5 protein-coding genes and 1 pseudogene are annotated in these 6,334 nt (G+C 63.4%); 3 read left to right on the forward strand and 3 right to left on the reverse strand.

Annotated elements, in window-relative coordinates; genetic code table 11:
• Window positions 1–62: 62 nt before the first annotated feature.
• Window positions 63–551, reverse strand: coding sequence for a GNAT family N-acetyltransferase (locus AC2W7L_RS18325; RefSeq protein WP_486005609.1), 489 nt, complete (start codon window positions 549–551; stop codon window positions 63–65).
• Between the two features lie 86 nt (window positions 552–637).
• Between AC2W7L_RS18325 and AC2W7L_RS18330 the strand changes: the two genes are divergently transcribed.
• The gene (locus AC2W7L_RS18330) at window positions 638–1,453 is read left to right on the forward strand and encodes an exodeoxyribonuclease III (protein WP_062244407.1); all 816 of its coding nucleotides are present in this window, start codon (window positions 638–640) and stop codon (window positions 1,451–1,453) included.
• A 111-nt stretch (window positions 1,454–1,564) separates the two neighbouring features.
• On the opposite strand, the gene AC2W7L_RS18335 is transcribed toward AC2W7L_RS18330, so the two are convergent.
• Window positions 1,565–1,801 carry a CstA-like transporter-associated (seleno)protein gene (locus AC2W7L_RS18335; RefSeq protein ID WP_486005610.1) on the reverse strand — a complete coding sequence of 79 codons (237 nt, stop codon included), beginning with the start codon at window positions 1,799–1,801 and terminating at the stop codon, window positions 1,565–1,567.
• Window positions 1,798–4,011, reverse strand: a pseudogene (locus tag AC2W7L_RS18340) (carbon starvation CstA family protein). Before AC2W7L_RS18340 ends, AC2W7L_RS18335 begins: the two are co-directional and overlap by 4 nt.
• 221 nt (window positions 4,012–4,232) lie before the next feature.
• Between AC2W7L_RS18340 and trpS the strand changes: the two are divergent.
• Window positions 4,233–5,231, forward strand: a complete 999-nt coding sequence (gene trpS / locus AC2W7L_RS18345) for a tryptophan--tRNA ligase (protein WP_486005611.1) — start codon at window positions 4,233–4,235, stop codon at window positions 5,229–5,231.
• Between the two features lie 2 nt (window positions 5,232–5,233).
• Window positions 5,234–6,283: an App1 family protein phosphatidate phosphatase gene (locus AC2W7L_RS18350; protein WP_486005612.1), complete on the forward strand. Its 1,050-nt coding sequence runs from the start codon at window positions 5,234–5,236 to the stop codon at window positions 6,281–6,283.
• Window positions 6,284–6,334: the final 51 nt, after the last annotated feature.

Genomic DNA, 6,334 nt, shown 5'->3' on the forward strand with positions numbered 1-6,334 from the left:
CCAGCAACCTCGCGCCAGGTTGCTGGGCCCCCGTCAGGTAGTTCTGGGAGGTTGTTGGTGGGTCAGTCCTCTGCGAGCTTGAGCTCGAAGAAGACGCGAGGATTGCCCGCACCGGCGTAGTCCTCGATGAGCTCGCCGCTGAAGCCCATGGAGGAGTGGAAGGAGATCGCACCCGACGACTCCGGCATCGTCGTCGCCTGCACCGAGGCGACTCCGAGCTGACGGGACCGGTCGATGAAGTGCTGGTAGAGGTGACGGCCGATGCCCTGGTGACGGAAATCCGAGCGTGCTGCGACCAGGTGGATGTACGCGGGTCCTTCGTGCGGAATGACACCGAGCAGGTAGCCGACGATCTCCGAGCGGTAGCGGGCAACGAGTCCCGAGGTGTCGAACTGACGGAACCAGTAGGCGTCGTGGTCACCGCTGAGATCGCGGTCTCCCCAGAATTTCGCCTGGGCGTCGAGCAGGAATTCGCGCATCTCGCGGGCGTCGACCTCATCGAGCGGACTGATGCTCAGCTGCTCGGTATCAATAGTTTCGTCAACGGCCATTGCGCCTCCTGATGTGTTCGTTCTTACCCTCACTCTATAACGCCCTGTCCCGGAAGAATAGTGCGCTCCATGTCATCATAGATCACATGATTCGGATTGCTTCAGTCAACGTCAACGGAGTCCGCGCAGCATGGCGAAAGGGGATGCCCACCTGGGTCGATGCCGCGAAACCGGACTTCATCACTCTCCAGGAGGTGCGCGCCGCCAACGATATCGCGCACGGTGTCCTTGCCGACACGGGCTACACCACGATCAGCCACGACGCGGAGGCCAAGGGCCGCGCCGGCGTCGCCGTGATGGCCCGCACCGAACCCGAGGCGGTGCGTGAGGGACTCGGCGACGACGGCTACTTCGACCGGGCCGGACGGTGGGTGGAGACGGACTTCCGCCTCGGCGACGGATCGCTGCTGACCCTCGTGTCCGCCTACGTCCATTCCGGCGAGGCCGACACTCCCAAGCAGGATGACAAGTACCGGTTCCTCGACCGCATGATCGAACGGATGCCGCAGCTGGCGCAGACCGCCGACCACGTTCTCATCACCGGCGACCTCAACGTCTGCCACACCGAGCGTGACCTGAAGAACTGGAAGGCCAACCGGAAGAAGTCGGGATTCCTGCCGGAGGAGCGCGCCTATTTCGATAGGTTCTTCGGTGAGATCGGGTATGTCGACGTCCACCGCCGGATCAGCGGCGACGTCGACGGCCCCTACACCTGGTGGTCGATGCGCGGACAGGCCTTCGACAATGACACGGGATGGCGCATCGACTACCAGATGGCCACCCCGGCCCTGGCCGAGGCCGCGGTCAAGGCCACCGTGGACAAGGCGGACAGCTGGGCCGAACGCTGGTCGGACCACGCTCCGCTGGTCATCGACTACGACCTCCCCTCCGTCCAGTCCTGACCGCAGTTCGAACGACAGGCGAAGAGCCCGGGGACTCAGGACGAGATGTCCTGAGTCCCCGGGCTCTTCGCTGTCTTCTCAGCATACCGAGACGCAGGCAGCTTCAGAATCTCAGCAGCAACGCGCCTTGGGATTGCGGTCCTGCTCATCGGTGAGATCACGCCAGAACGCCTTCTCCTCCATCGCACCCTCACGAGTGCCGTGGCGGCGCTCGTAGGATTCGAGGTAGTGGATATAGGCGTTCTCGCCCATGATCTCCTTGAGGTACCAGTGCAGCCAGGCGACACCTCGTCGCAGAGATCCCCACGGAGCATTGGCGATGCGGCTGAGCAGATGTGCAGTGCTCATTCCTTCTGCCTTCCTGCCTCGTGGTCGTCCCACTGTGCCTGCAGCTCGCGCTCGGGCTTGCGCGCGATGAGACCGGCCGGAGCGAACATCTTCGTCTCGACGAAAGGTTCCTCCGTCGTCGGCAGGGACCCCTTCTTAATGGCCTCGATGGACTTCCAGACTGCCATGACGACGACCATCGCGACAAGGAGTGCGAAGACGATCGACAGGGTGCCCTGGACGAAGGTGTTGCGAACGACGGCGCTCATCGCCGCAACTCCTTCGGTGTCGCCCATCGAGGTCTCTCCGGCGGCCAGCGCGTCCTTGTAGGCGAAGTGCTGTGCCCAGTACCCGAGCTTCGGGTCGGAGGAGAAGATCTTCTGCCACGAGGCGACCATCGTGACCAGCAGATCCCAGATGAGGGGAATGCCCGGGATTCACGCCCACTTGGCCAGGCCCATCTTGCACACGATGGCGAAGATGACGGCCAGTGCGATCGCGGCCAACAGCTGGTTCGAGATGCCGAAGAGCGGGAACAGCGTATTGATGCCGCCGAGGGGGTCGGTGACTCCCATGAGCAGGATCGATCCCCAGGCGGCGACCATGATCGCCGTCGTCAGCCACGCACCCGGAGTCCACGAGGGGTCCCGGAACTTCTTCGAGAAGTTGCCGAGTGCATCCGAGAGCATGAAACGGGCCACGCGGGTGCCAGCATCGATCGTGGTGAGGATGAACAGGGCCTCGAACATCACGGCGAAGTGGTACCAGAACGACATCCAGGCCGGTCCGCCGAAGACATTGTGGAGGATGTGGGCCATTCCCATCGCCAGCGTCGGGGCTCCGCCGGTGCGAGAGACGATGCTCTCCTCGCCGACGTCCTTGGCCGCTTGATCGAGGATCTCCGGACTCGTCTCCACTCCGGACATGCCCAAGGAGTTGTTGATGAAGTCCGATGCGCCCTGCACCGTTCCGCCGGTGAGCGGTTCGGCGGCATTCATCGCGAAGTAGAGGCCCTTGTCGAGGCAGATCGCGGCGACCAGCGCCATGATCGCGACGAAGGACTCCATGAGCATTCCGCCGTAGCCGATGAGGCGAGCCTGCGTCTCCTTCTCGATGAGCTTCGGGGTCGTTCCCGAGGAGATGAGAGCGTGGAAGCCCGACAACGCTCCGCAGGCGATGGTGATGAACAGGAATGGGAACAGGGCTCCTGCGAATGCCGGACCTGCCGTGTTGAATGCGAACTCGGTCAGTGCAGGCATCTGCACGGTCGGGTTGACGATGAGGATGCCTACGGCCAGCAGCACGATGGTGCCGATCTTCATGAACGTCGACAGATAGTCGCGCGGGGCCAGCAGCACCCACAACGGCAGCACGGCGGCGAGGAAGCCGTAGATCATCAGGCACCAGGCCAGAGTCACCTTGTCGAGGTGGAAGACCTCGGACCAGAACGGCGAGTTGTGGACCCAGCCGCCGGCGACGATCGCGATGACGAGCAGCACGATGCCGATGACCGAGGTCTCGACGACCTTGCCGGGACGCAGGTAGCGCATATAGATGCCCATGAACACGGCGATCGGAATGGTCATCGCGATGGAGAAGACGCCCCAGGGGCTTTCGGCCAGTGCGTTGATGATGACGACGCCGAGGACCGCGATGAGGATGACCATGATGAGGATGATGCCGATGGAGGCGATGATTCCGCCCGTGCGGCCGAGCTCATCGCGGGTCATCTGTCCCAGCGAGCGGCCGTTGCGGCGCATGGAGAAGAACAGGACCATATAGTCCTGGACACCGCCGGCGAGGATGACGCCGAAGACGATCCACAGGGTTCCGGGCAGTTAGCCCATCTGGGCGGCGAGGATCGGTCCAACGAGAGGGCCGGCGCCGGAGATCGCAGCGAAGTGGTGGCCGAATAGGACTCGGCGATCGGTCGGCGCGAAGCCGCGGCCGTTGTCGTTGAGCTCGGCTGGGGTGGCGCGCTTCGGATTCGGGCGGCAGATCTTCCACTCGATGAGCTTCGCGTAGAAGCGGAAGCCGATGAGGTAGCTGCCGACGGCTGCGGCGACGAACCAACTGGCGGACAGCTCTTCACCTCGCACGAACGCGATCATCGACCAGCCCGCGCCGGCGATGACCACCCACAGCACGATCTTCGCCGGTGTCCAGCGTGGCTTCTCGACCACGGCGACCGGCGGAAGGTCGTCCTCGGTCTTGATGTATTCGACCGACATAGTCCTCCTCCTTGAGAGATGACGCATCAGGATTGTTGAGTTCACAGCATGATCGGACCGTCGCTGGCCACTGCTCGACAGATGTTCGAGAACTGGGAGACACCTTGGTGAATCATGTGATCGGATACGAACTACACCGCTCGTGCGCGGTCGGGCGTGATCCCCGACACCAGACCGGACGCCTGATCAGACCCCGGCAGGGTAGATGGCATCATAGGATTATGACGAACTCTTCACAGCCGCGCACTGTCTCAGGTATCCAAGCCACCTCCGATTCCCTTCATCTGGGCAACTACATCGGAGCCCTGCAGCAGTTCGTGACTCACCAAGAGTCGCACGATGCCTTCTATTTCATCGCGAACATGCACGCGATCACCGTCGAGCAGGACCCGGCTGAACTGCGGGAACGCACCCTGCGCACGGCCGCGCAGTTCATCGCCGCCGGTCTCGATCCGGAGAAGTCGACGATCTTCGTCCAGTCACAGGTGCCCGCCCATCCGCAGCTGTCCTGGGTCCTCGAATGCACCACCTCGATGGGTGAGGCGAGTCGGATGACTCAGTTCAAGGACAAATCCGCGAAGCAGGAGCATGTGTCCTTGGGACTGCTCACCTACCCGGCGCTGATGGCCGCGGACATCCTCCTGTACAACCCGCAGCTCGTTCCCGTCGGTGAGGACCAGCGCCAGCACCTCGAGCTGACCCGCAACCTCGCCGAACGTTTCAACTATCGTTTCGGCAAGACCTTCACCGTGCCCGAGGCGCAGATCCTCAAGGCGACCGCGAAGATCTACGACCTGCAGAATCCGGGGGCGAAGATGTCGAAGTCTCAGCCCAGCCCGCAGGGCCGCATCGACATCCTCGACGATGCGAAGACCCTGACGAAGAAGATCAAGTCCGCGGTGACCGACGACGGAACCGAGATCGCCTTCGACCCGGAGAACAAGCCGGGAGTCTCGAACCTGCTGACGATCTATTCCTCCCTGACCTCGCGCTCGGTCGACGATATCGTCGCCGAGTACGAAGGGAAGATGTACGGTCACCTCAAGGTCGACCTCGCCGAGGTGGCCGTGGAGACACTGACACCCGTGCGGGAGCGCACGGTGGAACTCCTCGAGGACCGGGCTCAGCTGCAGACGATCCTCGACCGCGGGGCGGAGAAGGCCAGCACCATCGCCGAGGCGACCCTGCGCGAGGTCTATGACAAGATCGGCTTCATCTGATCGTGGGGAAGAAGAAACCCGACGCGGGACCGCTCAACCTCACACCGGATATGCTCCACACCGCTGCGCGGGTGGAGGACCGGTTCAACGGCTGGATCCAGAATCGGGCCACCGACCACGCCTACCAGCGCACCGTCATCGCCTATGACACCTATGGCGGAACCGGCTGGGTGCGGGTGCTCGGGCGACTGGTGCTCACCCCGAACGGTCAGCCGGCCGCCGATGTCCACGCGAGCATCCGCGGGTGGAAGTCCTTCGTCAGCGTGCCTCTGCCCAATGACACGGCGTGGGTGCGGGTCAACGACGAAGAGCATATGGTCACTGCCGACCGCGGCGGCATCATCGACACCGTGATCCCCGGAGACTTCGAACCGGGGGAGACGGAGATCGAACTGTGGACCGACGGTTCGCTCGTCGACTCGGCTGCCGTGCGCATCATCGGTGAGGATTCGACCTTCGGCATCATTTCCGATATCGACGATACGGTCATGGTCACCTCGCTGCCGCGGCCCTTCCTCGCTGCGTGGAACACGTTCGTCCTCAGCGAGCACGCACGGTCCCCGGTGGCGGGAATGGCCGTGCTCTATGACCGCATCACATTCATGCGCCCGGACACTCCGATGGTCTACCTGTCGACGGGAGCGTGGAACTCGGCGCTGACGCTCAAGCGCTTCCTCTCCCGCAATCTCTATCCGATGGGTCCGCTGCTTCTCACCGACTGGGGGCCGACGACGACCCGGGTATTCCGGTCGGGCAAGGAGCACAAGCGCAATTCGCTGGAACGTCTGGCCAGGGAATTCCCGTGGATGAAGTGGCTGCTCATCGGCGACGACGGACAGAACGACGAGGAGATCTACGGGGAGTTCGTTGAGAACCACCCGAAGAACGTCGCCGCCGTCGCGATCCGACAGCTCACCGTCGGTGAGGCCGTGTGGGCCGGTGGACGGTCGAAGCGTCACGGTCGCGGCCAAGGCGTGCCGTGGATCTATGCCCCCGACGGGGCCGGCCTGGCCTCCCGCCTGACCGAACGGGGAATCATCTCGACCGTCTGAACAGAACCTCACTACTACCTGACGGCGGCCCAGCAACCTCGCGCGAGGTTG

The sequence above is a fragment of the Brevibacterium sp. LAARM3_SD1 genome, assembly GCF_057364765.1.